A 24,909-nucleotide genomic window follows, 5' to 3' on the forward strand; every position below is an offset into this window, starting at 1 on the left:
CCTTCACCCTACACCGTGGCTGCACCACCGGTCATCTCTGTTCAGTACGCCGTGCCCGCGGCCCGCGCCTGCTCGACCACACCGGACAGCAGGGCACAGATGCGGTCAATGTCGGCGTCTGTCGTCGCAGGTCCGGTGGTCAGCCGCAGTGCACCGCGGGCGGTGTGCACGTCGACGCCCATCGCGGTGAGCACGTGGGAGGCCCGGTTCACCCCGGCCGAGCAGGCGGAACCGGTGGAGGCGTCCACACCGGCGACATCGAGCAGCATGATGAGGCTGTCGCCTTCGGCACCGGGGAAGCTCATGTGGACATGTGACGGCAGCGCTCCGGGACCAGCCGGAGCAGGGTCGGTGTAGACCACCGCATCCGGGATCGACCGGACCACGTCGAGCAGCCGGGCCTGGTAGCCGGCGAGTCGGGCGTGCTCGGCGTCCATCTCCGCGACGGCCGAGGCCAGTGCCGCCGCCGTCGCAGCCGCTCCCTGCGGGTTGACGGTGCCGGAACGCAGTTTGCGCTCCTGTCCGCCGCCGCGGACCGGAGTGTCTACGACGGCATCGCGACGCGCCAGCAGCAGGCCGACGGACTTCGGCCCGCCGAACTTGTGCGCGCTCGCCGCCAGGGTAGAGACACCGAGGCGGTGGAAATCAACCGGCAGATGGCCGACGGCCTGCACCGCATCGACATGGGTCGGGATCCCGACATCCACCGCAGGTCCCACCACAGCCGGCAGATCACTGATGTTGCCGGTCTCGTTGTTGACCCACATGGCAGTGACAAGGGCATCAGACGCCGGGTCCAGCCGCCCCACCGGGCCCGGGCGACCGTCGGGATCCACCGGGATCCCCACCCGCTCGAACAGTGGACCGCCGGGAACGGGAAGGCCGTGCTCGTTATCGCACAGCCAGTCGACCGACTCCCCCACCGCCGGATGTTCGACCGCCGTGACATGGATCCGCCGGGCGCCACGGGTACGCAGCGCACCGAAAGCGAGACCCTGGACGGCGATATTGTCCGCCTCAGTCCCCGATCCGGTGAACAGCACCTCGGCCCGGTCAGCCCCGAGCAGACCGCCGATCTGCTCCCGGGCGTCCTCCACGATGCGGGACGCCTCACGACCGGACGCGTACTGGCCGGCCGGGTTCAGCAGGGACGCGGTGTGCTCCAGCGCCTCCACAGCTTCCGGACGCAACGGGGCGGACGCTGCGTGGTCGAGATAGATGCGGGATGTCCCTGACATCACTCCTCCTCGTGGGGCAGTGCCAGCAGACGGCGGTCGATCTCGTGCATCTTCTCGGCGACCGCTGTGGGGTCCACGCCTTTGCGGTAGCGGCTCGCAGCAAGACTGCGTTGGGCCTCGTTGAGGGACCTGCGCCGGATCTCGAGAGCCCTGCGGGCGGCCTTCTGCCGTCGCTCACGGCGGATCCGCGCGTGTTCGTCAGCGTCCTCGACACCGTCGTCACCGTCGTCGAGAGCCGAGGTTGAACGGATCACCTGGAGACGTTCGTTGATACGGGCCGCAGCCTCCGGGGTGAGATTCGCACTGGACAGTTCCTTGCTGACCACGGCGACGGCGGCGCGGTAGGCGTCGTCGAGAGCTTCCTCGGTGGCGTGGTCGGCGGTGTCGTGGAGGTCGTAGTTGCGCTTGAGATACGCGGTGAGCTTCGGCAGGGTGAGCCCGGGAATCACCATGGTGCAGAGCAGGACGACGAAGGCGACGATGGTGAACTCGTCACGCATCGGGAAGTCGGTCGGGCTCAATGACAGCACCAGGGCGAAGGTGACCAGACCGCGCATACCGGCCCAGGTCAGCAACAGGACATCGGTCCAGCGCACCGGCGCACGGTATCTCCCCCTGTTCCGGGCGTTCGCCCACAACAGCCCACTCATCCACAGTGCGCGGACCGCGATGAGCACAAGAGAGATGACCAGACCCCACAGCACCGGCTTGAGGTGCTCCACCTCGTCGTCGAAGATCGACTCGCGGACGTTCATGCCCATCAGACCGAAAGCCATACCGGTGACGAGGAGCTCAATGACCTCCCAGAACGCGGAACCGGCGAGTCGGGCGTCGGCGGCGGTGGCGTCCAGCCGGGAGCTGAGCTCCACGGCGGCGACGACCACGGCGATGACGCCGGAGATGTGGATCTCCTCGCACACCAGGTAGAGGATGAACGGCAGCACCCACGTGAAGGCGTTGCCGGCGACCGGGGAATCGAGCCACTCGACGACCTTGGCGGAGTAGCGTCCGACACCCCAGCCGAGAGCGACCGCACCGAGGGCGCTGTAGATCATGGTTCCGCCAGCCTCGAACCAGTGGATGTCGTCGTGGAACTGCGCGGCAGTGACCGCCGCACTGAAGATGACGAGGGACGCGGCGTCATTGAACAGTCCCTCGGACTGCAGGGTGCCGATAATGCGTCGTGGGATGCCGGCGGGCTCCGCCACCGCCTCGACAGCCACTGGATCCGGCGGGGCGACAGCCGCGGCCAGCGCCAGGGCACCGACGAGGGTGAGCCCGGGGATCATCCACATGGACACGCCCACGACCGCGGCCACGGTGACAATGACGAGGATCACCGACAGGCTGAGAATGGACCGCCACTGGTCCCGGAACATACCCCAGGAAGTCCGTCGTGCCAGCGCCCACAGCAGCGGGGGCAGGGCCAACGGGAGGATGAGGTGCGGATCCACGTCGACGGTGGGCATCCCCGGGAGAAACATCGCGCCGGTGGTGACCAGCAGCAGCAGGACCGGCCAGGGCAGACCGACCCGGTCGCCTACTCCCACCGTGAGCACGGTCAAGAGCATGAGAGCCAGAACGATGATCAGGGTTGTCATCCAGTCGGATCCTTCCCAGGGGTCGGAGTGGTCGGTGGTCGCTGTCGCCAGCGGTGTCAGTGGCGGATTCCCCGGCAGAAAAAGACTCAGGGTCCGCACCCCGTCGGGGTGCGGACCCTGTAGTCCGGTGGTCACCGTGCCTGCTCAGACGGAATTCTCCGTCCAGTGTACCGCGTGGCTCCCACCGGTTCTTCCCGGTGTTCACCTGCGGCGGCGGGAACTACTTGCGCTTGGCGAGTTCCTCGGTGGCCTGCGGGGCGACCTTGAACAGGTCGCCGACGACGCCGAAGTCGGCGATCTCGAAGATGCCGGCCTCCTCGTCCTTGTTGACGGCGACGATGGTCTTGGAGGTCTGCATACCGGCCTTGTGCTGGATGGCACCAGAGATACCGAGGGCGATGTACAGGTTCGGGGAGACCGTCTTACCTGTCTGGCCGACCTGGAACTTGCCCGGGTAGAAGTCGGCGTCCACTGCGGCGCGGGAAGCACCGACGGCGGCACCGAGGGTGTCGGCGAGAGGCTCCACGACGTCGTGGAAGCCTTCCGGACCGGCGACACCGCGGCCACCGGAGACGATGATCTTCGCCTCGGTGAGCTCGGGGCGGTCGGCCTTCTCGGCCGGCGCGAAGGAGTTGATCTTCACCGCGGTCGGACCCGGGGCGGGCAGCTCGACGGCCTGGACGGTACCGGCGGCTGCCTGGTCCTCCGGGTCGACGGCGCCGGCGCGCAGGGTGTAGACCGGCGAAGTGCCACCGGCGGTGGACTCGACGGTGAAGTCACCACCGAAGATGGAGCCGGAGGCGGAGCGGTCGGCGTTGATGCCGATCACGTCGTAGAGGACACCGGAGGCGACGCGGGCGCCGACGCGGCCGGCGATCTCGTTGCCGTTTGCACCGGCGGCGATGACGACCGGGACCTGGAGGGCGGCGGCCAGACCGGCGACGGCGTCAACCTGCGGGGTGACGACATACTCGGCGGCGAAGTCGGCCTCAGCGGCGTAGATGTTCTCGGCTCCGGCGGCGGCCAGGCCTGCCTGCAGCTTCTCGGTGGTGCCGGGGGCGCCGACGACGACGGCACCGACGGTGCCGAAAGCGCGGGCGGCGGTGATGAGCTCACGGGTGCTGTTCTTCAGCTCACCCTCGGAGTGCTCAACGAGGACCAGGACGTTGGTCATGGTTTCAGTAGTCCTTTCCGTGTGTGGGGTGAGTTAAATGAGCTTCTGCTTGGCGAGGAACTCGACCAGCTGAACGCCGCCGTTGCCCTCGTCGGTGACGATCTCACCGGCGGTCTTCGCGGCCTTCGGGGCAGAGGCGGTGACCTTGGTCGCGGCGGCACCGAGGCCGACGTTCTCAGCGGCGACACCGATCTCGGCGATACCCAGTTCGCGGATGGTCTTCTTCTTCGCGGCCATGATGCCCTTGAAGTTCGGGACGCGCGGGGTGTTCGCCTTCTCGGTGACGGACACGATCGCCGGGGTCGGGGCCTCGACGGTGAAGATGCCGTCTTCGGTGACGCGCTCACCGGTCACCTTGCCTCCCTCGACCTCGAGGGAACGCAGGTTGGTGACGGCCGGGATCTGGCGGTACTCGGAGAGCAGACCCGGCACAGCACCGGCACCACCGTCGGTGGAGGCGTTGCCGGCGAGGATGATCTCGATGTCCTCGACCTGGTTGAGGGCGTTGGACAGGGTCCAGGCGGTACCCAGGGCGTCCGAACCGGCGAGGGCGTCATCGGTGACGAGGATTCCCTCGTCGGCACCGAGGGACAGTGCCTTGCGCAGGGCGGAGGTGGCGCCCGCCGGGCCCACGCTCAGCACGATGATGTTGCGGGACCCGTCAGCTTCCTTGAGCTTCAGGGCCGCCTCGACGGCGTTCTCGTTGATCTCGTCCAGGATAGCGTCGCTGTTCTCCCGGTCGAGCGTGAAGTCGTCATCGGTCAGCTTGCGCTCGGAGTAGGTGTCCGGCACCTGCTTGACCAGAACCACGATGTTCGACATTCGTTGGCCTTCCTGCCTTGGGTTCGATGTGATCGTCGGTAATTCTACCCGGATTCTGCCGTGACCTACCCCACAATCACGTGAAAATAGACCTATCTGCCACAAAATCACCGTTTCTACGGGCTCATGACCTGCGACGTTGCAAACATGCTACAAAAAAATATCTTTCCGGCCTCACCCCCGGGGGTGCCGCGTTTCACGTTGGGATAGGTCGTTTCATAAGACTGAACGGCATACCGCAGCCACCGGTGATCCACCGATGCGTGCGATGACGACCGTCAGCGGGGTACTCCCCTTGAGCGCCCCACCGGAACGCATCTTCCTACGCAGCGCATCGGGATCCACGTCCGCACCGCGCACCAGGATCTCCAGTGCACCGCAGTCATGGGCCGACAGTACAGACTTCAGCTTCTTCACCGGTACTGTCTCGAGCACCTCGAAGACCCGCTGGCCGGGTAGCAGTGCGTCCCGTACCGCGTCATCCCACCGGTCACCGGAGAGATAGGCGATGTGCGGGTCCACCCGCCACCAGCCGAGTCGGGCGGCATACTGACGGACCAGTCCGGCACGGACCACCGCACCGTCCGGATCGAGCATGTAGCGGCCCACCGGCCCGACCTCCTCGGATTCCGGGGCCGAGGTCGTCAGCACGTCGGTTGCGTCCTGCCCCACCACCACGGCGCGCCGGCCCTGGTCGTGCTGCCCACCCCTCCCCGGGACGGTGGCCAGCCCCGGAGTGTAGAGGCACGCCTCCTTGACTCCCGGTGCACCGGGACCGCCGGGCGCGATACTGACGACATCCACCTGCCCCTCCCACTCCGAGTAGTCGATGCCCGGCGCACACTTCACCGCCAGTTCCGCTCCGGCCGCCTGCCACACCGACAGCAGATCCGGCAGCGGAGGCAGCAGGTCACGGGGATCACGGATGCGTCCCCGCGCGGTCCGTCGTGCCGGATCGGCGACAATGACGTCCGCCCGCAGCGCAGGAACGACCGCATCCGCACGGACCAACGGGACCTCGGGGAGGTTGATCCGTGCCATGGCCAACCGGGCGGCGTCCAGGTCACCGCCGACGACGGTGCCGAAGCGTCCACGGACGCCGGGTGCGGTCAACTCCGCCAGTTCGGTGCCGACCGAACAGGTCACGTCGGCGATACTGCGCCCCTCGGCCACGGTGAGCAGATGCTGCACCCGGACCCCGGCCACGGCAGCCGGGGTGGCCTGCTGGGCGGAGTCCGTGCAGGCCATCCAGTCCGTGCGTGGAGTTCCGTCGGCGTTGACCGGGACCTTCGCACCACGCACCGCGGCACGACGGGCACTGACGAGTTCCGCCAGCGCACGGGCCGTCGCGGCCGGGTCTGAGGCACCGGCGTCATCGGCGATCTGCCGCAACCGGGTCAGGTCAGACAGCTGGCTCGAGGAGGTGAGCTCCAGCTGCCCGGCGGCCTCCACCGCCCTGGGGTGCGTCGCCAACCACCGGATCTCGGCGACCGTGAAGCTCACGAGAAGGGGCTGGGAGGGAGATCCTCCGGGTCGACGGCGAACTTCATCCCCGGGGCGAAGACGCGCTCAGGGTAGCCGTACATACGGGTCTCCATGAGGTAGTACTCCGCCATGTACGGCAGATCGACCGGCTCCTTGACCACCGGGTCGACGGTCAGCTGGGCGGCGAAGTCCATGACCTCCTCGACGCTGCGGAACGTGTCCAGCATCTTCAGCTGCGACCACGTCGGCGGCATGAGGTTGATTTTCCGGTTGCGCCAGCCGTCGAGCAGGGTCCCGGGACGGAACCACCCCGTGGAGGTCGCCTCACGGGTGTCGCCGTAGGCGTTCTGTCCCTCGGGCATCGAGGCGACGAAGAAAGCCGTGTCATAGCGGATCGGCTGCCCTTCCGGGGTGACCCAGTTCGCCCAGGGACGCAGCAGATCACCACGCAGCACCAGATCATGCTGATCCATGAAGTCGGTGAAGGCCAGGCGGTGGTTCTCCAGGTCTGCACGGAACGGCAGGTAACCGGTGGTGTCCTTCACCGTGCGGCCGTCCGCGTGGCCGGCCAGCAGCGTGCCGGTCTCCTCGAAGGTCTCACGCACCGCGGCACAGACCAGTGCCCGAGCGATGTCCGGGGAGGTCCGTAACCGGCCCGCCCACCACTCGGTGGACGGCCCCTGCCAGCGGATGTCCGGGGAACTCACCCCGTCGCCGTCGACGTCGCCGGGCATGTCGCGTTCATCGACGCCACCGCCGGGAAACACCGTCATCTCCGCGCAGAACCGCATCGTGGACGCCCGCTCCTGCACGTACACCTCCGGCCCGCTGAGCGTGTCTCGCAGCAGCATCACCGTGGAGGCGTGCCGGGGTTGCACCGACCCCGGCGCAGACCCTGGGTTCCGTGAACGACTGTCAACCATGTTCCCCACCCTAGTCAGTTCTGTCGGTGACGCGACCGGCCGGTCCTCGGTGTGCGGCGTGCGAAGTACCGTCCGTCCTCCTCGACCCGCAGCTGGATCGGCTGGTGGTAGGCACGGGTGAGGTTCTCCGAGGTCATCACGTCGGTGATAAGCCCCTGGGCGACAACCTGCCCCTCGTCGAGGATCAGACCGTGGGTGAATCCCGGGGGGATCTCTTCGACATGGTGGGTCACCAGGACCATCGCCGGAGCGTCGGGATCCACCGCCATCTCCGAGAGCAGACCGACGAGATCCTCGCGTCCGCCCAGATCCAGACCGGCACCGGGCTCGTCGAGCAGCAGAATCTCCGGGTCGGTCATCAGCGACCGTGCGATGAGGACGCGTTTACGCTCGCCTTCGCTGAGCGTCCCCCACTCATGGTCGACCAGGTGCAGTGCGCCGACGGTCTCGAGAATCTCCAGCACCCGGTCGCGGTCGCTGTCGTCGTACTCCTCCTTCCACCGGCCGAGCACGTCATAGCCCGCGGAGATGACCAGATCGACGACCTTCTCCTTCTCGGGGACGCGGTGGGCGAAGGCCGCCGAGGACAGGCCGACGGCGGTCCGCAGTTCACGGACGTCCACCTTGCCCAGGGTCTCCCCCACGATGCGCACCGTGCCGCGGGTCGGGAAGAGCATCGCCGAGGCGATGGACATCAGTGTCGTCTTCCCTGCCCCGTTGGGGCCCAGTACGATCCACCGCTCATCCACCTCGACCTGCCAGCTGACCTGGTCGAGCAGGGCCCGACCACTCCGGATAACGCTGACATCACGGAAGTCGATCACCAGGTCCTCATCGAGGGCCTCAGCGGTGGCGGGAGTGGAGATGAGAGTGGGATCGTTCACTCCCCCATGGTGCCACACGGCCGATCAGAACAACGCGCTGGCCATCCGGGTACGGGCGTCTATGACCTCGGGGTCCGCCGGGTCGTAGAGGGTGAACAGGCCGAGCAGTCGGGTACGTGCGGCGTCCTTCTCCTCGCCGGCAGACATACGCATCCGGTCGATGAGGACGTCGAAGGCCTCGCGGCGGCGTCCCTCCAGCAGCATCCGGTCGATGTCGTCGGCCGACCCGTCGGCGGAGCGCCCCAACAGGACGGCGGTCGCACGGGCGGCCTTGGCTTCGTTGACGGCCTCTGCGGAAGCACCGGTGTCACCGATGACGGCGTCGTACAGGGCGACCGCGCTGACGTAGTCCTCGCGGTCCAGGGCGTCGGCGGCCTCGGCGAAACGGGGGTCGGCCGGGGGCTCCTCGTCCTCGGTCCCGCCACCGGCGGCCGGCAGGCCCGGAAGCTTGCCTGCCGTGGCCTGCAGCACCGCGGAAATGAAACGGTCGGTCTGCTCCGGCTGCTGGACGCCCTCGAAGCTGGTCAGCGGACGCCCCGCAGCCAGTGCGAGCACGGTCGGCACCGACTGCACGCCGAAGGCCTGGGCGATCTCCGGGATGGTGTCCACGTCGACGTAGCGGAAGACCCAGGACGCCGGCTCGGTCTGCCCGAGGGCGGAAGACGCGAAGGCCTGGGACATCTCGTCGGATCCCGGAGCCCGCGAGCTGCCGAGCTGGACGATGACCGGGACCTGGGTGGAGCGGACGACGAGATCCTGCTCGAAACTCTCGGCGGTGACCGGGCCGGCCAGGGCGACCGGTGCCCCGGAGGCGGCCTCCTCCTTCGCCCGGTCCCGGGCGTCCGCCGCCTCCTTCACGGCACCGAGGTCCACGGCGCGGGCGGCGAAACGGTTGGGGGCGGAATCGGCCGGTCCGGCCGGACGGGGTGAAGTCATGTCATCCACTCTAACGCCACTCCGACACGGACGACACGGACGACACGGACGGCACAGGCGGCACAGGCGGCACAGGCGGCACGGACAGGTCCGGCACTCAGCGCCGGTCCCAGCACCCCGAGTGCCAGTGCCTGCGGTCCTCCGCACCACGGTGACCGTCCGGCCAGGCGACGACATGGGCGACCCCGGGCGGGATGTTCTGGTTGCATCCCGGGCAGACGTAGAACTTCACCGCGGAGCCCGCACCCATGTGGCGGACGAACCAGTCCTCCCCCGTCGCCCAGCCCGGACCGGGCTCGCGACGGGTACCCCAGTAGGTCGCGCCATCGCGTGGCAGATCGGCCCGTCCGCGGGGCACCGGGGTGGCGCGTCGGTTGTGTCGTGGCACGGGATCAGAAGAGCCGGAGCTCGGTCGGGTCCGCGCCGCGCATCTCCTGGTAGTCCAGCGTGACGCAACGGAAGCCCCGGTCCTCGGCCAGGGTCCGGGCCTGTGGCTTGATCTCCTGGGCGGCGAAGACACCCTGGACCGGGGCCAGCAGTTCATCACGGTTGAGCAGCTCAACGTAGCGGGTGAGCTGCTCGACACCGTCGATGCCGCCGCGGCGCTTGATCTCCACGGCGACGGTGGCGCCCAGGTCGTCCCGGGAGAGGATGTCCACCGGGCCGATGGCGGTCGGGTACTCCCGGCGGATCAGTGTGTAGCCGTCACCGAGAATCTCGATCTGCTCGGCGAGCAGCTCCTGCAGGTGTGCCTCAACACCGTCCTTCACCAGACCGGGGTCCTCACCCAGCTCATGGGTGGTGTCCGAGTAGACCTCGAAGATCCGGATGGTGAGCTTCTCCCCCTTGGGATTCTGCACCGACCACTGCTCGACGACTCCGGCATCGGCCTGCTCCGCGGTCGGCTCCTCCTCACGCAGGGTGCACGGCGGGGTCATCCAGTTCAGCGGCTTGTAGGCACGGTCGTCGGCGTGGATACTCACCGACCCGTCCGCCTTGACCATCACGAGGCGGTCGGCCTCGGGCAGGTAAGCCTCGAGACGGCCTTCGTATTCCACGGAACAACGGCAGATCACCAGACGCATGGGTGACAGGCTAGCAGGCGTGCCCCGCGGACCGGATCAGGGCCGCTCGAGCCCGTGGCGACGGTCCACCCGGACCTGGGAACGCACCATCCGCGTCGAGGGGGCGGACTCCAGCCAGGCCACCAGGGCTGTGTCTCCGGCGTCGTCGATGGCGACCTCCCAGCCGGCGGTGCCGTCGGTCAGTGACAGCACATGGAGGTCGTCCTCCAGGAATGCCGCCTCACGGGAGGAGATGGGACGGCGTCCGGTGATCTCGGTGCCCTGCCGCGAGAAACTGAGGTCCGACTCCGGACGCAACGACCGTAGCTTGAAGACCTTCGCCTGCATCCCCCCGTAAACGAGAACCCCGTGGCGCCAGTGCCTGCCGTCGGGATTCGGCACGCTTCTGACCACCACGGGGATTCCGCGACTGCGCAGGGTGAGGAACCTGCCCCCTGCCAGGAGTGCCCCGAAGGCCACCACGCATACGGCCACGATGATGAGGATGGTCCAGAGCACCAGCCACGTCCCTTCGTCAGTGTCGTCACTGTCGTCACTAGTCGTCGTGCCCTGTCGACGGTTGTCATCCGTCCGCTCTCTGCAGGGCTTTTCGACGAGCATACCGGGGGTCGACGGGGCCACCAAAAGCTGTTGCCGGAGGGACGCGGGGGACACAGGGGGTGCTGCGAGAACGCCGACGGGCGGTTCCCCCGAAAATTCAGGGGAACCGCCCGTCGGTGGTGTCAGGCGCTACTACGGCGTCAGGAACTACTTCTCCTGCAACCGCTTCACGGCGCGCAGCTCGGAGACCGCAGTCTCACGCTCGAGCTCGGACGCCGAGGCGTCCTTCGCCCGGGCCTCGGCCTCGGAGGTGTTGACCTCGGAGGCCCAGACAGCGGAATCGGCGAGGATGGTGACCTTGGACGACGACACGGACAGGAAACCGCCCTGCACCGCCGCGACAAGCTTCTCACCCTCGGCCGTCCGGATGACGACCACGCCGTTCTCGACCAGCTGGCCGAGCAGCGGCTCGTGGCCGGGGAGCACGCCGATCTCGCCCTCGGTGGTCTGTGCGGTGACGGAGCTGGCCTTTCCGGACCAGAGCATCCGCTCGACAGACACGAGTTCAGTGGCAATCTCAGCCATGTGCGTGACCCCTTACTTTCCGGTGAGCTTCTGGTAGGCGGCCTCGACGTCGTCGAGTCCACCCAGACCGTCGAAGCACTTCTCCGGGTAGGCGTCGAACTCACCGTCGCAGATGCGCTCGAAGGCGTCGATCGTGTCGGCGAGCGGCACGAAGGAACCCGGGATATCGGTGAACTTCTGGGCCACGAAGAAGTTCTGGCCCAGGAAGCGCTCGATACGACGGGCACGCTGCACGACGATCTTGTCCTCCTCGGACAGCTCGTCCATACCCAGGATGGCGATGATGTCCTGCAGTTCCTTGTTCTTCTGCAGGATACCGATCACGCGCTGGGCGACAGCGTAGTGACGCTCGCCGACGATACCTGGCTCCAGGATGCGGGAGGTCGAGGTCAGCGGGTTCACCGCGGGGTAGATACCCTTCGAGGCGATCGCGCGGTCGAGCTCGGTTGTCGCATCCAGGTGGGCGAAGGTGGTCGCCGGGGCCGGGTCGGTGTAGTCGTCCGCAGGCACGTAGACGGCCTGCAGCGAGGTGATCGACCGGCCCTTGGTGGAGGTGATGCGCTCCTGGAGGACACCCATCTCGTCGGCCAGGGTCGGCTGGTAACCCACGGCGGAGGGCATGCGGCCCAGCAGCGTGGAGACCTCGGAACCGGCCTGGGTGAAACGGAAGATGTTGTCGATGAAGAGCAGCACGTCCTGGTTCTGGACATCGCGGAAGTACTCCGCCATGGTCAGACCCGACAGAGCGACGCGCATACGGACTCCCGGGGGCTCGTCCATCTGGCCGAAGACGAGGGCGGTGTCCTGGAGGACGCCCATCTCCTCCATCTCCAGACGGAGGTCAGTGCCCTCACGGGTGCGCTCACCGACACCGGCGAACACGGAGGTACCGGAGAACTCACGGGCGATACGGGTGATCATCTCCTGGATGAGCACGGTCTTGCCCACACCGGCGCCGCCGAACAGGCCGATCTTGCCGCCCTTGACGTACGGGGTCAGCAGGTCGATGACCTTGATGCCGGTCTCCATGAGCTCGGTGCGACCCTCGAGCTGGTCGAAGGCGGGGGCGTCACGGTGGATACCCCACTGCTCGCCGTCCCGGCCGAGGCCGGGCTCATCGAGGCAGTCGCCGAGTGCGTTGAAGACGTGGCCCTTGACGACGTCGCCGACCGGAACGGAGATCGGCTTGCCGGAGTCACGGACTTCCTGGCCGCGGACGAGGCCGTCGGTCGGGGCCATCGAGATGGCACGGACCACGTTGTCGCCGAGGTGCTGGGCAGTCTCGAGGGTGATGGTCTTGGCGACAGCTTCGAGCGCCACATCGACCTGCAGGGCGTTGTACAGTGCCGGCAGCTCGCCGCGCGGGAACTCCACGTCGACGACCGGGCCGATGACACGGACAACGCGCCCGGCAGCAGTCGATGCGGCGTCTTCACGCTGCACCTGAGTAGCTGTAGTCATTAGTTAGTCACTTTCTCCACTGTCGGACAGCGCGTCAACGCCACCGACAATCTCTGAGATTTCCTGGGTGATCTTCGCCTGGCGCAGCTGGTTGGCGACCCGGGAAAGGTCGTTGACCAGAGCGGTCGCGTTGTCGGTCGCGGCGGACATCGCGGTCCGTCGGGCCGCGGACTCACTGGCGGCGGACTCGAGCATGAGCGCGAAGATGCTGCGGGAGACGTACTGCGGAAGCAGTGCGGCCAGCAGGGTGTCCGGGTCGGGCTCGAAGTCGAAATCGGCGGACGCGGTGTCCGGACCGTTCGACAGGAGGTCCTCACCGGTGTTCACTTCGCCTTCGACGCGGGTCTCGATCGGCAGCATGCGGAAGGCCTGCGGGGTCTGGGTGAGCATCGACTCGAAGCGCGTGTAGACCACGTGCAGCTCGTCGAAGCCGGGGACACCCTCACCTTCCGGAGCGCTGACACCCTCACGGTACTGGGCCACACCGTCAGGTCCGGCGTTGAAGCCGTCGATGAGGTGGTGACGCAGCTGATGGGTCAGCTTGAACTCGGGATCCTGGGAGAACCCGGTCCATGCGCCGGCCAGCGGCTCGCTACGGAAGTTGAAGTAGTCCACGCCCTTCGAACCGGCGATGTAGAGGACGACGTCCTTACCCTCGTTCTGCAGCTTCTTGCGAAGCTCGACCGTGGTCTTCAGCACGTTGTGGTTGTAGCCGCCACACATGCCCCGGTCACTGGTGATGACGAGGATCGCGGCACGGCGTGCCTCGGCCTCGGTGTCCAGCATCGGGTGATCCAGGGAGGAGGCGGACGCCAGTCGCTGGATGACCCGCGTGATCTCGTCGGCGTAGGGCTGGGATGCGGTCACCCGAGCCTGTGCCTTCGTGATCTTCGAGGTCGCAATGAGCTCCTGCGCCTTGGTGATCTTCTTCGTCGAGTTGACCGACTTGATGCGGTCTCGCAGCTCGCGAAGTGTAGCCATCTTCCTACCTCCCTTCTTCGGTGTACTTGGACTTCTCGGTCATAGTCGCCGCCTACTTCTTGGCGGAGACGGTGATCTGGTGCTTGTCCAGGTCACCCTCGGCCAGGGCCTCGGGCTCCGGCTCGTTGACGACCGTGCTGCCGTCGGTGGTCTGGAAGCCCTTGGCGAACTCGGTGTTGGCGGCCTTGAGGGCCTCCTTCGCCTCGTCCGACAGCGGCGTGCCACCGGCGATACCGGCGTAGATGTCCGCGTGGTTGGCGTGCAGGTTCTCCCACAGCTCAGCCTCGTAGCGGCGGACGTCCTGCACCGGCACGTTGTCCAGCTCACCCTCACCGGCAAGGTAGATGGAGACCATCTGGTCCTCGACGGCCTGCGGCTCGGTCTCGTTCTGCTTCAGCAGCTCGACGAGACGCTCACCACGGTCCAGCTGGGCCTTGGAGTACTCGTCCAGGTCGGAGGCGAAGGTGGCGAAGGCCTCGAGATCGCGGTACGCGGCCAGGTCGAGACGGAGGTTACCGGCGACCTTCTTCATGCCCTTGGTCTGCGCGTCGCCGCCCACACGGGAGACGGACACACCGACGTTGATGGCCGGGCGGACGCCCTGGTTGAAGAGGTCGGACTCGAGGAAGACCTGACCGTCGGTGATGGAGATCACGTTGGTCGGGATGAAGGCTCCCACGTCGTTGGCCTTGGTCTCGATGATCGGCAGGGCCGTCATGGAACCGGCGCCGTACTCGTCGGACAGCTTCGCCGCACGCTCCAGCAGACGGGAGTGCAGGTAGAAGACGTCACCCGGGTAGGCCTCGCGTCCCGGCGGACGACGCAGCAGCAGGGAGATCGCACGGTAGGCCTCGGCCTGCTTGGTGAGGTCGTCGAAGATGATCAGGACGTGCTCGCCCTGGTACATCCAGTGCTGGCCCAGGGCGGCACCCGCGAAGGGTGCCAGCCACTTGAAGCCGGCGGAGTCGGAGGCCGGCGCCGCGACGATCGTGGTGTACTCCAGCGCACCCTGGTCCTCGAGGGTCTTGCGGACCGACGCGATGGTCGAGCCCTTCTGACCGATCGCGACGTAGATGCAGCGGACCTGCTTGGTCTTGTCGCCGGTGGCCCAGTTCTCACGCTGGTTCAGGATGGTGTCGATGCAGACGGAGGTCTTGCCCGTCTTGCGGTCGCCGATGATCAGCTGGCGCTGACCGCGACCGATCGGGGTCATCGCGTCGATGGCCTTGATGCCGGTCTGCATCGGCTCGTGGACCGGCTGGCGCTGCAGCACGGAGGGCGCCTGGAGTTCCAGGACGCGGTCCTCCTCGGCCTCGATGGTGCCCAGGCCGTCAATCGGCTGGCCCAGGGGATTGATAACTCGACCGAGGAACTTGTCCCCGACCGGAATGGACAGGACCTCGCCGGTCCGCTTGACCTCGTCGCCCTCCTTGAGGGTCTCGAAGTTACCCAGGACCACGACGCCGACAGAGTCGGTGTCGAGGTTCTGCGCGACGCCGATAACGCCGCCCGGGAACTCAAGCAGCTCATTGGTCATCACGGAAGGCATGCCCGAAACCTGGGCAATGCCGTCCGCAGCCATGGTGACCACGCCGACCTCCTCACGGGAGGCCTCCGCGGAAGTGCTCGAGGTGTAGTTCGCAATCGCACTACGGATCTCATCGGAGGAGATCGTCAGCTCCGCCATGTTCTTCCTGCTCTCGGTTTGTCTTCCAGCTTCTTACGTTGAATATTCTGTCGATCCAGGCTCTACGCGAGATTGCGACGGAGCTTGTTCAGCCGACCGGCCGTGCTCCCGTCGATGATCTCGTCGCCGACCCGGATGACCGCTCCACCGAGGAGGCTGGTGTGAACCTCGGAATGGACGGACATCGCGGAACCGTAGATCTTCTCCAGCTTCTGCCCGAGGGCCTCCGACTGGGCGTCGGACAGGGGCGAGACGGAGCGCACGCGGGCGACCGTCTTCCCGTCCAGGGCGGCTGCGAAATCGCAGACCGCGTCAAGTCCTTCGACCGGACGGTCGCCAAGTCGGCTGACCACCTGAAGCGCAAGCGCCTCGGTGACGGAGCTGACCTTGCCGTAGAGGACCTTCGCGAACAGGTCGCGACGGCTGTCCGCGGACGCGAGACGGTCGGCCAGCAGCATTTCCAGCTGCGGCTCCTTCTCGAGCAGGCGGGCGAGCTGGTAGAGCTCGCTGCCGACGCGATCCTTCTGTCCCTGGGCACCGGCGGCACGCAGCAGGGCGCGGCGGCCCAGCTCGACCAGGCCGTTACGCAGGTCACGGGTGTTCGACCAGGTGGCACGGACCGCGGCGGAGACAAGCTCCAGGGCGGTACCGGACACCTTGCCGGACAGCAGGCTCTCGGCCAGCTGGACACGACGGTCGTCCGGGATGGTCTGGTCAACCAGGGCCATGCGCAGGGTCCGGTCTCCGTCGAGGAGCTCGGCGACCTCGAAGAGGTCTGCACCGGTCTGAGCGCCGAGGCCGGCGGCCTCGGTTGACCCGGTCAGGGCGCTGTCCAGGCTCGCGGACAGCTGGTCCAGGGTTGCTCGGCTCGCTGCGTGCACGGGCGTCACTTCCCCGAACCGACGCTGTCGAGACCAGCGAGGAAGGAGTCGATGGTTCCGGACTTCTTGGTGCTGTCGGCCAGGTCCTCACCGAGCAACTGCTCGGCCAGGTTGATGGACGCGGCACCGAGATCCTTGCGCAGGTCGGAGACGACGGCGTCGCGCTGCGCGAGCAGAGCCTTCTCGCCGTCGGCGGCCTTGCGCTTGACCTCGGCCTCAGCCTTGGCGTTCGCCTCGGCGATGATCTTCTGACCCTGGGCACGGGCGTCGTCCCGGATCTGGGATGCCTCGGTACGGGCCTCGGCGAGCTGGGAGTTGTACTTCTCCAGCGCGGCCTTGGCCTCTTCCTGTGCTGCCTCGGCACGCTGAATGCCACCCTCGATCTGCTCCTCACGCTCGGCGAGGACCCTCTTGAAGGTCGGAAGAACGAACTTCCAGAACAGCACGAAGATGATGATGAAGCAGATCAGGGACCAGACGATGTCGTAGCCCGCAGGCATCAGCGGGTTAGGGTTGTCGGTCCACTGCTGTGGATCGTCATCCCCTGCCGCCAGAATGAAGTAGTTCGTCATAGTCTCAGCTTTCGCTCTTGTGCGTGGTGATGTGTATCAGATGCCTGCCTGTTCCCGGTGGGATTCCCACCGGGACCGGCGGGCGCCACACACTAGAACAGGAAGCCGGCGACCAGGCCGATGAGGGCGAGGGCCTCGGTGAAGGCGATACCCAGGAACATGGTGGTGCGCAGCTGGCCGGCCATCTCGGGCTGGCGGGCCATGGCCTCGGCGGTCTTGCCGGCGACGATACCGATACCGATACCGGGGCCGATCGCAGCGAGACCGTAACCGATGGCACCGAGGCCGGTGACCTCGGAGGAGGTGTCCTGGGCCAGGATGAGCAGCTCGTTCATTGTGTTTCCGTTCCTTTTCGTGAATCCGTACCGGGGCTGTGTAGTTGTTGTGCCCGGTACCGGGGTCAGGGATTGTGCTTAGTGCTCGTCCGCGTGCAGCGAGAGCTCGATGTAGACCGCCGCCAGCAGGCTGAAGATGTACGCCTGGAGGAAGATGATCAGCATCTCGAAGAGCATGAACGCCAGGCCGAAGGCCAGGGTTCCCGCCGAGAGGACGGTCCAGCCGTTCATCTGCCAGAAGAAGAAGTTCGTGGCAGAGAAGAGCAGGACGAGGATGATGTGACCCGCCAGCATGTTGGCCATCAGACGGATGGTCAGCGTGACCGGGCGGAGGACGAAGGTGGAGAAGAATTCGATCGGCACCACGAGAATGTGGAGCGCCGGGGGCAGGTTCGGAATGACCAGCGAGGACTTCATGAACTTGCCGAAGCCGTAACGCTTGACACCCGCGTAGATCATCGCGATGTACGCCACGGCCGCCAGCACGATCGGCATGCCGATCCTGGCGTTGGGCGAGACATTGAGGAACGGGATCACGGACGGGATGTTCCCGACCAGGACCACGAAGAAGATGGTGGCGATGACCGGCAGGAACCGGCGCCCCTCCTTCTTCCCCAGGATGTCTTCTGCGATGTGGATCCGGACGAAGTCGAGGAGGTACTCCCCGAGATTCTGGATGCCACGGGGGACCAGCTTGGGCTTGCGCATCGCGATAACGAAGAACACGACCAGCAGGAGGATCATCAGCAGACGGATGAGCATCAGTCGGGTCGAGTGCGAAGAAACCGTTCGCGAAATCGTAGAACCAGAGACCTTCCCGGCCGGGAACGTCTTCGGTAGGTGCCTTGTCTCCACCCGGGAAGAATTCGTGCCCCATTGAGGGTGTGTGGAATTCACCCTCCAGGGCCAAGGTTGTAACGCTCAGCGTTCTCTCCCGAGTTTGAGCCGCGTGACCTGTGCGTCAGGCGGTGCGATGGAGGTCGTCAGGTGGTACCCGGTCACCGTGGACTCCGTCGCACATCCGCACGATGCCGGGGGCGTAGATCCAGGACTGTTCCTGACCGCGCAGACGCGCCAGGCCAGTCGCCTGATTACCCGCACTGAACAATAGCAGCCCCGTTGCTCACACGCGAACGGGCACCCCCTGCGTCCCCCACCTGCGGTTTAGGGGGAGGTCGGCCCCAGTCCCGCACTCCCCCGTTCGAATAACCGGTACCCCCGGAAACGTCCCCCGACCCGGCTTTTTCAGCCCACGTTGGTCGTCGTGGTCCGCAGGATCCCCAGCGTCTCCGTCGCGAGGCCCACCACCATCGCGAGAATGATCGTCACCCCCAGGGCCGTGGTGTCGTAGAAGTCGTAGCCCTTGAGCACGCCCAGGATCACGAGCACCACGACGATCTTGAGGATCCAGCTGCCGAGGATCACGATCAGCGTGTTCTGCGGCGTCGTATTCGCGGTGAGCAGCACCACCCCGACGGTCGCCAGGACGAAACCGCCGCCGACGGCCGCACCGATGAGCACGCCCCAGATGCCCTCGATGTCCCGGACACTCCCCCACACCATCAGCGAGATGACGGTGAGCACGGCGACCCCGATGCCACCGAGCCTGGCCGCCCGCAGCAGCGGACGCCGGTGGTCGGCGATGTCGCCGTCCTCGGAGACGTTGATGTCAGGGAGCTCGGTGGGGTCGGTGATGGGGTCCTGGTTCTGGTCAGTCACCCGCCCAGGGTATCCCGCCTGCCACCGCGCACCGCAATCGGTGCCCTATCCCCGGTCCGGCACCACGTCCCTGCGCCGGTTGCGCATCAGCGGTACCCAGGTAACCATTCCCACGACGAGGAACGCCAGCAGGAAGATCACCAGGGCGACCATCGGCGGGAGCACCGTCGCCCCGACAGCGCCGAGGGCGACGACCCCGACCCATGAGTAGAGCACCAGCACGACCTGTCGTTGGCCGTGGCCGAGCCGCAGCAACCGGTGGTGCAGGTGCTTCTTGTCCGGGGCGAAGGGACTCTTACCGGCAGCCATTCGACGGCAGACGGCGAGCACCAGGTCCAGCAGCGGGATGAACAGGGCGGCGAGCACCACCAGAAGCGGGGACAGCAGAGCGACCACGTCCGCGGTGCCGTAGAGGGACATGGTGATCCGGCCCGAGGCCGAGACACAACCCGCCGCCAGCAGCAGGCCGATGAGCATGGAGCCGGAGTCCCCCATGAAGATCCGGGCCGGGGCGAAGTTGTGCGGCAGGAAGCCTGCGCAGACTCCGACCAGCACCGTGGAGATAATCGCGGGCGGGTAGGCACTCACCGTGCCGCCCTGGTCGTGCAGGATCGTCAGCGAGTAGATGAGCAGCGTCCCGCCGCCGATCATTCCCAGCCCCGCCGCCAGCCCGTCGAGACCGTCGACGAAGTTCATGGCGTTGATGATCGCGACCGTCAGCACCGCAGTCAGGATCGTGGACTGGACCTGGTCGAGAACCAGGGTGGTCCCGCCGTCGCCCCACGGGACCCAGATGAGGTACCAGCTCAGCCCCGCCAGACTCATCACGACCGCACCGACCACCTGCCCGCCGAGTTTGATCACCCAGGAGATGTCGTAGAGGTCGTCGATGATGCCGACGACCACGATGACCGCCGCGGCGAACAACACGGCCATCATATCCGGTGTCACCGGCGGGAATCCCCGGTTGAGCGCGGGAAGCTGACCGGCGGTGGCGATCGCGACGACCAGACCGGTGAACATCGCCACCCCGCCGAGCCGCGGCGTCGGCACCGTGTGGACGTCACGGGCGCGTGGGGCGCTCATCGATCCGAAACGGACCATGAGCATCCGGGCGATGCCGGTGGTGAGGTATGTGGTGACACAACCGATGAGCAGCACAAGTGCCAGCTCCCGGAAGGGAATGCCTACGCCGGCGTTGCCGGACGCGGCGAGAACCATCGTCACCTCACCCATCCGCATCTCACCCCTTGGTCAGGGACTCTTCGGAGACGCCGAGGACCTCGGCCACCCGGGCAGCCTCGATCGCCCCCTGGCGCAGGATGCGGGGCCGGTGACCGGAGAGGTCGATGATCGTCGAGGAGGTGCCGATGGTGGCCGGACCGCCGTCGAGGTAGACCGAGACCGAGTCCCCCAGCTGCTCACGTGCCTGGGCCGCGGACAGTGCCGAGGGCTGACCGTGGACGTTGGCGCTCGACAGTGCCATCGGCCCGGTCTGCTGAAGCAGTTCGATCGCCACCGGGTGCAGCGGCATGCGCAGGGCGACGGTGCCGCGGGTGTCACCCAGGTTCCAGGGAAGGCTCGGGGCCTGGTGCGTGACGATGGTCAGTCCCCCGGGCCAGAAGGCCTCGACGAGTGCCTTCATCCGGGCGTCGGCGTCCCTCACCAGGCCGGTGACCGTGTCCCAGGAGCCGACGACGACCGGGGTCGGGTAATCCGGACCGCGGTGTTTGGCCGCGAGCAGGGCCGCGACGGCGTCATTGTCGAAGGCATCTGCGCCGATGCCGTAGACCGTGTCGGTCGGCATGACGATGAGGCGACCACCCTTGACGGCGGCGAGCGCGGCGGCGAGGCCGGCCTCGTGGCCCTCGGGTCGTGTGCAGTCATAGGTCTGCGACACTCTGGTGCTCCTTGGGGGAAGTGACGGTAGGTAAGGGTCTTTCAGATGATTCACTGTAGCCGGTCCGGCTCAGCGCCGCGGTCACCGGGATCACGGCGTACCGTGCCGGTGACGAACCGGTCACGACCGGCGTAGTCACGGTGCTGTACCGGATCGACGATACCGGCATCCGCCAGCAGTTCCCGGACCTGCGGCCCGGTGGCACCATCGTGCTCGACGGCAATCTCCGCGTGCGGGGCACAGGCCATGGCGATGATCGGTGCCAGCGGGCGCATGAGCTCCAGGCCGTCGGCGCCGGAGTAGACCGCCTCATGAGGGTCCGCCCCGACCTCCGGATCGGCCGCGGCAACATGCTCATCGTGGTCGCCTTCGGGGACGTAGGGCGGGTTCGACAGCACGAGGTCCGCACCGGCGACCAGGCCGAGTCCGGTGACCAGTGCGGCATCCGCGACGTCCCCGCGGTGGAACCCGACGGCGATCCGGGCGTCGATGTCTCCCCTGGCCCGCCAGTCGGCGAGGTTGCGCCCGGCGTAGTCCAGCGCGGTCGGCGAGAGCTCGATGCCGATGATCCGCAGGTCGAGACGGTCAGCCAGTCCGGCACGGGTCAGCAGGTGGGCGAGCCCGAGGCTGATCGTGCCGGGCCCGGAGCAGAAGTCCACCACGGTGAACCGCGGCGGAACCAGCGACGCACGCAACGGTGAACTACGGCGTCGCTGCTCCCAGTCGACCACCCGGGACGCCGCCCAGTCGATGAGCAGGTCGGTCTCCGGCCGGGGGATGAACACCCCTGGTCCGACAGCGAGGTCGAGACCCACCACCGGCGCGGTACCGAGGATGAACTGCAGCGGTTCACGGGCGGCCCGACGTTCCACCAGGGACATGTAGGACGCCGGGACCGGGTCTCCCCCACGCAGGACGAGATCCATCGGGGTGACCGTGGAGCCGGAGTCGGCGGTCAACGCTGCAGCCATGAGCTCGCGGGCGTCATGGGCCGCCGACGGCACCCTGGTGTCGGTCAGGATCTTCACCGCCGAGCGCAGCGCGGCCGAGACGGTCTGTGGACCGGTCTCAGTCATCGGCCTCGAGCCGTGCGGTACGGTCGGCGTCGTGCAGCGCACCGAACAGTGCCTCCAGATCACCGTCGAGGACGGCGTCGAGGTTGTTGGCCTTGTAGCCGATGCGGTGGTCGGAGACGCGGGACTCCGGGAAGTTGTAGGTCCGGATGCGCTCCGAGCGGTCCATCGTGCGGATCTGCGCGGCGCGGCCCTCCGCGGCGGCGGCGTCCGCCTCCTCCTCCTTCATCTGCTGGAGGCGGGCGGCGAGCACCTGCATGGCGCGGGCCTTGTTCTGGATCTGCGAGCGTTCCTTCTGACAGGTCACCACGATGCCGGTGGGCAGGTGGGTGATGCGCACGGCGGAGTCCGTCGTGTTCACTCCCTGACCGCCCTTACCGGAGGACCGGTAGACGTCGACGCGCAGGTCCTTGTCATCGATCTCGACGTCCTCGACCTCGTCGGGTTCCGGGTAGACCAGCACGCCGGCGGCGGAGGTCTGGATGCGTCCCTGCGACTCGGTCACGGGGATACGCTGCACCCGGTGGACGCCGCCCTCGAACTTGAAGACGCTCCACGCGCCGTCGCGGGTCGGCTGCTTCGACCGGATCGACATGGTGAGGTCTTTGACGCCACCCAGATCGGTCTCGTTGGTGTCCAGCACCTCACAGGTGAAACCGTGCTTCTCCGCATAGCGCTGGTACATGCGCACCAGCTCGCCGGCGAACAGCGCGGCCTCTTCTCCGCCGGCACCGGACTTGACCTCCATGACCACGTCATCGGAGTCATGGGGGTCACGCGGGGCCAGCAGGTCGGTCAGCTTCTCCTCGAGCTCCGGGATCTCCGCGGCGAGGCGGTCTGCCTCGGCAGCGAACTCGGCGTCTTCGGAGGCCATCTCCGCGGCGACCTGGTGGTCCTCGCGGGCCTGGGTGAGTCGGTTGTACGTCTGGATGACCGGCTGGAGCTCACTGAACCGCTTGGCGACGCGACGGGCGGCCGCGGCGTCATTGTGCAGCTCCGGGTCGGAGAGCTGCATCTCAAGGCCCTGGTACTCCGAGAGGATGTCGTCGACCTTGGACGGCGAACCTGCCAGATCACTCATCGTCGTCACCTGCCAGCGGAGCGGAGGACGCGATCTGCATCATGAACTCGCCGTTCGTCCTGGTCTTGCGCAGCTGCTTGATCATCAGGTCGATGGCCGCCTGCGGATCCAGCGCGGAGAGGATGCGGCGCAGCTTGTGCATGAGCCGTGCCTCCTCCGGACCGAGCAGGAGGTCGTCCTTGCGGGTGCCGGAGGGGTTGACGTCCACGGCCGGGAAGAGGCGCCGCTCGGCGATCTTGCGGTCCAGCTTGAGCTCCGCGTTACCGGTGCCCTTGAACTCCTCGAAGATGACCGTGTCACCGGCGGAACCGGTCTCCACCATGGCGGTGGCGATGATGGTCAGGGAGCCTCCGTTCTCGATGTTGCGCGCGGCACCGAGGAAGCGCTTCGGCGGGTAGAGGGCGTTGGAGTCCACACCACCGGACAGGATGCGTCCGGATGCCGGGGAGGAGTTGTTGTAGGCACGGCCTAGACGCGTGATCGAGTCCAGCAGGACGACGACATCCTGGCCCTGCTCCACCAGACGCTTCGCACGCTCGATGGCGAGCTCAGCGACAGCGGTGTGCTCGTTCGGCGGACGGTCGAAGGTCGAGGCGATGACCTCGCCCTTCACCGAACGCTGCATGTCGGTGACCTCCTCGGGACGCTCGTCGACGAGGACGACCATGAGGTGGCACTCGGGGTTGTTGACCGCGATCGCATTGGCGATGTCCTGCAGGATCGTCGTCTTGCCGGCCTTCGGCGGAGAGACGATGAGGGCGCGCTGGCCCTTACCGATCGGCATGATGAGATCGATGACGCGGGTGGTCAGGATCTTCGGGGTGGTCTCCAGACGCAGCCGCTGGTTCGGGTACAGCGGAGTGAGCTTGTGGAAGCTCGGACGCTTGGCGGCGTCCTCCGGGCTGAGACCGTTGACCGTGTCCACGCTGTGCAGCTGGGTGTACTTGCCGCGGTTGCGGTTGCGGCCCTGACCGTTGTTCGCGGTCTGCTGCTTGCCCGGGCGGATGGTGCCGGTGATCGCGTCACCGTGGCGCATGCCGAACCTCCGGACCATCTGGATCGGGACGTAGATGTCGGTGGAACCGGCGTGGTAGCCGGTGGTGCGGATGAAGGCGGTGTTCGCGTCGACGAAGTCGAGGATGCCGGCGACGGGGGTCGGCGGCTCACCCTGGTTGTTCTGGTTGCCGCCCTGGTTACCGCTGTCCTGGTTGCTGCGGTTGCGGTTGCGCTCGCGGCGGGAATTGCGCTCGGAGCGTCCACCACCCTGCTGGTTCCCCTGGCGGTTGTCCTGGCGTGCGCCCCGGCCATCCTGCTGGTCAGCGTCCCCCTGGTTGTTCTGCTGCCCCTGGTTGCCCTGGTTGTTCTGCCGGTCGTCGCCACGGCCACGGTTACGACGGTTACGACGGTTACGGCGACTGCGGCGTCCCCCGCCCTCGCCGTCCTGCTGGTCGTTGCGATCGTTCCGGTCGTTTCGGTCGCTGTGCTCGTTCCGGTCGGTGCTCTCGGTACGGTTCTCAGACACGGTGTCGCCCCGGTCAGCCTTCTCTGTGGTCGTCGGAGCGGCCTGTTCCGGCGCCTTCTCCGGTGCGGTCGTCTTCTTCGCCCCCGCGGTACGGCCCCCGCCGAAACCCGCGGAACTGATGGCGTCGATGAGCTCGCCCTTGCGCAGACCCGAGGTGCCACGCAGGCCCTGGGAGGCGGCGATCTGCTTCAGCTCCGTCAGCTTGAGGCTGGCGAGTCCGTCGTTCTGTGCCCTGGAGACGATGTCAGGCAAAGTCACAGGTGTCCTTTCGGTCCACCCCCCGGAAACGGACGGCCACGGTCATGGACGGCACTGTCGTGCTGCGCGGGGCCGGGATTGTCTGACCTGGCCGGGACACGGCAGGAGACCGGGGGGCGACGTGCTCTCGTTGAGTCGTCGGATTGTGAGGTGCGGAGACCGGGGT

24 protein-coding genes and 1 pseudogene are annotated in these 24,909 nt (G+C 67.0%); all 25 read right to left on the reverse strand.

What is annotated here, in order from left to right; all coding sequences use genetic code 11:
* Positions 1–41: 41 nt before the first annotated feature.
* Entirely contained in the window at positions 42–1,238 is a 1,197-nt protein-coding gene (locus ACZ9GM_RS06640) for a cysteine desulfurase family protein (protein WP_291476378.1), read from the reverse strand.
* A complete protein-coding gene (locus ACZ9GM_RS06645) occupies positions 1,238–2,839 on the reverse strand; it encodes a cation:proton antiporter (RefSeq protein ID WP_291476379.1) in 1,602 nt (533 codons plus the stop codon). The genes ACZ9GM_RS06640 and ACZ9GM_RS06645 overlap by 1 nt, the downstream gene beginning before the upstream one ends.
* 220 nt (positions 2,840–3,059) lie before the next feature.
* Positions 3,060–4,013 carry an electron transfer flavoprotein subunit alpha/FixB family protein gene (locus tag ACZ9GM_RS06650; RefSeq protein WP_014010332.1) on the reverse strand — a complete coding sequence of 318 codons (954 nt, stop codon included), beginning with the start codon at positions 4,011–4,013 and terminating at the stop codon, positions 3,060–3,062.
* Positions 4,014–4,046: 33 nt separating this feature from the next.
* Positions 4,047–4,835 (reverse strand): electron transfer flavoprotein subunit beta/FixA family protein, encoded by a 789-nt coding sequence (locus ACZ9GM_RS06655; protein WP_291476380.1) that lies wholly within the window; start codon positions 4,833–4,835, stop codon positions 4,047–4,049.
* Between the two features lie 216 nt (positions 4,836–5,051).
* A complete protein-coding gene (locus ACZ9GM_RS06660) occupies positions 5,052–6,338 on the reverse strand; it encodes a class I SAM-dependent methyltransferase (protein WP_291476382.1) in 1,287 nt (428 codons plus the stop codon).
* Positions 6,335–7,243 carry an NUDIX hydrolase gene (locus tag ACZ9GM_RS06665; RefSeq protein ID WP_476037452.1) on the reverse strand — a complete coding sequence of 303 codons (909 nt, stop codon included), beginning with the start codon at positions 7,241–7,243 and terminating at the stop codon, positions 6,335–6,337. The genes ACZ9GM_RS06660 and ACZ9GM_RS06665 overlap by 4 nt, the downstream gene beginning before the upstream one ends.
* 14 nt (positions 7,244–7,257) lie before the next feature.
* A complete protein-coding gene (locus tag ACZ9GM_RS06670; protein WP_291476386.1) occupies positions 7,258–8,127 on the reverse strand; it encodes an ABC transporter ATP-binding protein in 870 nt (289 codons plus the stop codon).
* Between the two features lie 24 nt (positions 8,128–8,151).
* A complete protein-coding gene (locus tag ACZ9GM_RS06675) occupies positions 8,152–9,063 on the reverse strand; it encodes a tetratricopeptide repeat protein (protein WP_291476388.1) in 912 nt (303 codons plus the stop codon).
* Positions 9,064–9,160: 97 nt separating this feature from the next.
* Positions 9,161–9,451 carry a hypothetical protein gene (locus ACZ9GM_RS06680; RefSeq protein WP_291476390.1) on the reverse strand — a complete coding sequence of 97 codons (291 nt, stop codon included), beginning with the start codon at positions 9,449–9,451 and terminating at the stop codon, positions 9,161–9,163.
* Positions 9,452–9,455: 4 nt separating this feature from the next.
* Positions 9,456–10,148: an endonuclease NucS gene (nucS, locus tag ACZ9GM_RS06685; protein ID WP_291476392.1), complete on the reverse strand. Its 693-nt coding sequence runs from the start codon at positions 10,146–10,148 to the stop codon at positions 9,456–9,458.
* Between the two features lie 36 nt (positions 10,149–10,184).
* The gene (locus ACZ9GM_RS06690) at positions 10,185–10,646 is read right to left on the reverse strand and encodes a DUF2550 domain-containing protein (protein WP_291476394.1); all 462 of its coding nucleotides are present in this window, start codon (positions 10,644–10,646) and stop codon (positions 10,185–10,187) included.
* Between the two features lie 249 nt (positions 10,647–10,895).
* Positions 10,896–11,273 carry a F0F1 ATP synthase subunit epsilon gene (locus ACZ9GM_RS06695; RefSeq protein WP_291476396.1) on the reverse strand — a complete coding sequence of 126 codons (378 nt, stop codon included), beginning with the start codon at positions 11,271–11,273 and terminating at the stop codon, positions 10,896–10,898.
* A gap of 12 nt (positions 11,274–11,285) precedes the next feature.
* Positions 11,286–12,734: a F0F1 ATP synthase subunit beta gene (atpD, locus tag ACZ9GM_RS06700; RefSeq protein WP_291476398.1), complete on the reverse strand. Its 1,449-nt coding sequence runs from the start codon at positions 12,732–12,734 to the stop codon at positions 11,286–11,288.
* Positions 12,735–12,737: 3 nt separating this feature from the next.
* Positions 12,738–13,715: a F0F1 ATP synthase subunit gamma gene (locus ACZ9GM_RS06705; RefSeq protein WP_291476400.1), complete on the reverse strand. Its 978-nt coding sequence runs from the start codon at positions 13,713–13,715 to the stop codon at positions 12,738–12,740.
* Between the two features lie 52 nt (positions 13,716–13,767).
* A complete protein-coding gene (gene atpA, locus ACZ9GM_RS06710; RefSeq protein ID WP_291476402.1) occupies positions 13,768–15,402 on the reverse strand; it encodes a F0F1 ATP synthase subunit alpha in 1,635 nt (544 codons plus the stop codon).
* Positions 15,403–15,464: 62 nt separating this feature from the next.
* The gene (locus tag ACZ9GM_RS06715; RefSeq protein ID WP_476037453.1) at positions 15,465–16,283 is read right to left on the reverse strand and encodes a F0F1 ATP synthase subunit delta; all 819 of its coding nucleotides are present in this window, start codon (positions 16,281–16,283) and stop codon (positions 15,465–15,467) included.
* A gap of 5 nt (positions 16,284–16,288) precedes the next feature.
* On the reverse strand, positions 16,289–16,855 hold the full coding sequence (locus ACZ9GM_RS06720; protein ID WP_291476405.1) for a F0F1 ATP synthase subunit B: 567 nt from the start codon (positions 16,853–16,855) through the stop codon (positions 16,289–16,291).
* Positions 16,856–16,947: 92 nt separating this feature from the next.
* A complete protein-coding gene (locus ACZ9GM_RS06725; protein ID WP_291476407.1) occupies positions 16,948–17,190 on the reverse strand; it encodes an ATP synthase F0 subunit C in 243 nt (80 codons plus the stop codon).
* A gap of 78 nt (positions 17,191–17,268) precedes the next feature.
* Positions 17,269–18,094 (reverse strand): annotated as a pseudogene (atpB, locus tag ACZ9GM_RS06730) (F0F1 ATP synthase subunit A).
* Positions 18,095–18,435: 341 nt separating this feature from the next.
* Positions 18,436–18,909 carry a Cg1360 family ATP-synthase-associated protein gene (locus ACZ9GM_RS06735; protein ID WP_291476409.1) on the reverse strand — a complete coding sequence of 158 codons (474 nt, stop codon included), beginning with the start codon at positions 18,907–18,909 and terminating at the stop codon, positions 18,436–18,438.
* Between the two features lie 45 nt (positions 18,910–18,954).
* Positions 18,955–20,145: an MraY family glycosyltransferase gene (locus ACZ9GM_RS06740; protein WP_291476411.1), complete on the reverse strand. Its 1,191-nt coding sequence runs from the start codon at positions 20,143–20,145 to the stop codon at positions 18,955–18,957.
* Positions 20,146–20,152: 7 nt separating this feature from the next.
* Positions 20,153–20,809, reverse strand: coding sequence for an L-threonylcarbamoyladenylate synthase (locus tag ACZ9GM_RS06745; RefSeq protein ID WP_291476413.1), 657 nt, complete (start codon positions 20,807–20,809; stop codon positions 20,153–20,155).
* Positions 20,810–20,859: 50 nt separating this feature from the next.
* Complete coding sequence (locus ACZ9GM_RS06750; RefSeq protein WP_291476415.1) at positions 20,860–21,885, reverse strand: N5-glutamine methyltransferase family protein; 1,026 nt, start codon at positions 21,883–21,885, stop codon at positions 20,860–20,862.
* Positions 21,878–22,954 (reverse strand): peptide chain release factor 1, encoded by a 1,077-nt coding sequence (prfA, locus tag ACZ9GM_RS06755; protein WP_291476524.1) that lies wholly within the window; start codon positions 22,952–22,954, stop codon positions 21,878–21,880. The genes ACZ9GM_RS06750 and prfA overlap by 8 nt, the downstream gene beginning before the upstream one ends.
* Before the next feature lies 1 nt (position 22,955).
* Entirely contained in the window at positions 22,956–24,743 is a 1,788-nt protein-coding gene (gene rho, locus ACZ9GM_RS06760; RefSeq protein WP_291476417.1) for a transcription termination factor Rho, read from the reverse strand.
* Between the last annotated feature and the right edge of the window lie 166 nt (positions 24,744–24,909).

Source organism: Corynebacterium sp. UD i78, assembly GCF_056280545.1.